The sequence below is a fragment of the Microcystis sp. LEGE 08355 genome, from assembly GCF_015207185.1.
GTDB classification, from domain to species: Bacteria; Cyanobacteriota; Cyanobacteriia; order Cyanobacteriales; family Microcystaceae; genus Microcystis; species Microcystis panniformis.
Genome location: NZ_JADEXI010000644.1, coordinates 1 through 2,465, shown reverse-complemented (window position 1 = coordinate 2,465; position 2,465 = coordinate 1). Strand labels below are relative to the sequence as shown.

The following is a 2,465-nucleotide window of genomic DNA, read 5'->3' as shown; positions in this document are numbered from 1 at the left end:
CTCTGTCAAAATTGCCATTTATTAACCACAACCAAATATGCATATCAAGCACAATTACTTCAGACATTCCCAATCTTCTTCATCTACAATAGGATTGATCATGTCACCTAGTATTTTAGCTTTATCCACCATATTCTCCACTGGAAAACGCCGTTTAAATAAGGATGGTTTTTCTTCTAATAAGTTGTTTTTGCTGGCGGTGAAATTTTTAATTAATTGATAAAGTTCATCTAGTTGTCCTTCAGGTAGATTATCAATTGCTGTTTGAATAAGTTCTTTAACAGTCATAGTTTTACTCTCTATTTTCTGAACTTGAGTTATATTATAACACAACGGTTCCTTCAATAAAGGGACTTATCTTGAGATTTTACCTAAAATACAGCAGACTAAAAAGACTCATTTAAACCGTTTATTCTTAGATTAGCGGAATCTCCCCCAATGCAAAAGTACCTGATCTCAACAAGTAATTTAAACACTTAACAGCTTATGTCTTCCCTGTCTTCTCCAATTATCGATACTTGGCGACGTTTTTACCGAGATCCCCTGGCAGTAATAGGAGCGATCGCATTAATGATAATTATTTTTGCTGTCCTATTCGGTCCGATTTTCTATCGAGTTCCTATAGATGCGATCGATTTTAGTCAAGCTACGGCTCCCCCTAGTTTAAAACATCTTTTCGGGACTAATGATCTAGGCCAGGATCAATTAGCGAGGATTTTGGTGGGGGGTCGAATTTCCCTCGCGGTGGGGATTGCCGCTATGATGGTGGCGATGATTCTGGGGACGGCGATCGGGGCTATTTCTGGTTTTTACGGGGGGGCGATCGATGGCTTATTGATGCGATTAACGGATTTATTTCTATCTTTGCCCCAATTACCCCTACTTTTGCTGATTGTCTATCTATTTCGCGATAGTATCAAGAAAATCGCCGGACCGGAAACGGGTATTTTTATCCTCGTGGTTTTGGTGATCGGGGGTTTAAATTGGATGTCGGTGGCGCGATTGGTGCGGGGAAATTTCTTAAAGTTACGGGAGATGGAATTTATCTCGGCTGCGATTGCTTTGGGGGCCACTCCTTTCCGTTTAATCTGGGTGCATTTATTGCCTAATGTTTTGGGAATGATTATCGTGGCTGCCACTTTAGCCGTGGGTAATGCGATTATTACCGAGTCAACCCTGAGTTTTTTGGGTTTGGGTTTCCCCCCCGATGTGCCGACTTGGGGACAAATGTTATTTAAAGCTAAAGATTACTTGACAACTGCTCCCCATTTGGTCATTTTTCCCGCTCTGGCTATCGTGATCACGGTGTTAAGTATTAATTTTATCGGTGATGGTTTACGGGATGTCTTTGATCCTAATGTTTGAGGAACTTTGGAAGTGGATAATTGCCGAAAAGTACCCAGAACCTCTATGATAATCAGTAGCGATGGTGAGGAAATAAATACTGTGAGTAGCGTAACTGTCATTAGCGATCATTCCTTTGACCAAGAGGTTTTTGAGGTCGAAAAACCCGTTTTAGTCTATTTTTGGGCGAGTTGGTGCGGTCCGTGCCGTCTGGTATCCCCCTCGATCGATTGGGTAGCCAACACCTACGGCGAACGGCTAAAAGTAGTTAAACTAGAAATAGACCCTAACCCCGACTCGGTGGCTAAATGTAAGGTGGAAGGTGTTCCTGCTTTACGCATCTTTAAAGATAACGAAATTATTGCCACTCATGAAGGGGCGATCGGCAAACAACAATTACAATCTTTTATCGATACCTATGTCAGCTAATTAGGTATCCGTGGTTATGAATAACTTAACCCTAGCAAACCGCTTACAGGCACTACAATCCAACGTTTTTGCCGATATGGATCGGGCAAAAGCTGCCAGTAGAGAAGCGGGTAATACCATTATCGATCTTTCGCTCGGTTCCTCCGATCTTGGTGCTGCTCCCCATGTTGTCGATGCTATTGAGCGATCTCTCCACGATCCTCACACGCACGGCTATTTACTCCATAATGGAACCAGAGACTTCCGCATAACTGCCGCTAACTGGTATAGCGATCGCTTTGGTGTTGCCGTCGATCCAGAAACGGAGGTTTTACCCCTAATTGGTTCTCAGGAAGGCACGGCCCATCTACCTTTGGCCATTCTCAACCCTGGAGATTTTGCCCTACTCCTCGATCCGGGTTATCCCTCCCATTTGGGCGGTGTTGCCCTTGCCGGCGGTCAAATCTACGGGATGCCAATTTTGGCAAAAAATGACTTTCTGCCGGTTTTAGAGGACATTCCTGACCTAGTGCTGGCACAATCGAAGCTGATGGTCTTGAGTTATCCCCATAATCCCACCACAGCGATCGCACCTTTGGCATTTTTCCAAAAAGCGGTTAATTTTTGCCGTCAGCATAATTTAGTTTTAATCCACGATTTTCCCTATCTAGACATCTTTTTTGCGGGAACATCGCCCCCCCCGTCAATTTTAC

At 43.6% G+C, this 2,465-nt stretch carries 4 protein-coding genes; 3 read left to right on the top strand and 1 reads right to left on the bottom strand.

All coding sequences use genetic code 11. The features are described 5' to 3' along the window. Positions 1–54: 54 nt before the first annotated feature. Positions 55–288, bottom strand: coding sequence for a hypothetical protein (locus IQ242_RS22395; protein ID WP_193961460.1), 234 nt, complete (start codon positions 286–288; stop codon positions 55–57). 198 nt (positions 289–486) lie between these two features. Here IQ242_RS22395 and IQ242_RS22390 point away from each other — a divergent pair, with 198 nt between their 5' ends. From IQ242_RS22390 to IQ242_RS22380, 3 genes are all read left to right on the top strand, one after another. Then, the gene (locus IQ242_RS22390; RefSeq protein ID WP_193961459.1) at positions 487–1,365 is read left to right on the top strand and encodes an ABC transporter permease; all 879 of its coding nucleotides are present in this window, start codon (positions 487–489) and stop codon (positions 1,363–1,365) included. 45 nt (positions 1,366–1,410) lie between these two features. After that, positions 1,411–1,773: a co-chaperone YbbN gene (locus IQ242_RS22385; RefSeq protein WP_193961458.1), complete on the top strand. Its 363-nt coding sequence runs from the start codon at positions 1,411–1,413 to the stop codon at positions 1,771–1,773. Between the two features lie 16 nt (positions 1,774–1,789). Next, positions 1,790–2,465: aminotransferase class I/II-fold pyridoxal phosphate-dependent enzyme (locus tag IQ242_RS22380; protein WP_193961457.1), on the top strand; the 676-nt coding region annotated here is incomplete at its 3' end.

Bases quoted from the DNA above. Each gene is read 5' to 3' on its own strand.
- IQ242_RS22390 (WP_193961459.1), top strand. From the start codon at position 487: ATGTCTTCCCTGTCTTCTCCAATTATCGATACTTGGCGACGTTTTTAC.
- IQ242_RS22395 (WP_193961460.1), bottom strand. From the start codon at position 288: ATGACTGTTAAAGAACTTATTCAAACAGCAATTGATAATCTACCTGAA.
- IQ242_RS22385 (WP_193961458.1), top strand. From the start codon at position 1,411: ATGATAATCAGTAGCGATGGTGAGGAAATAAATACTGTGAGTAGCGTA.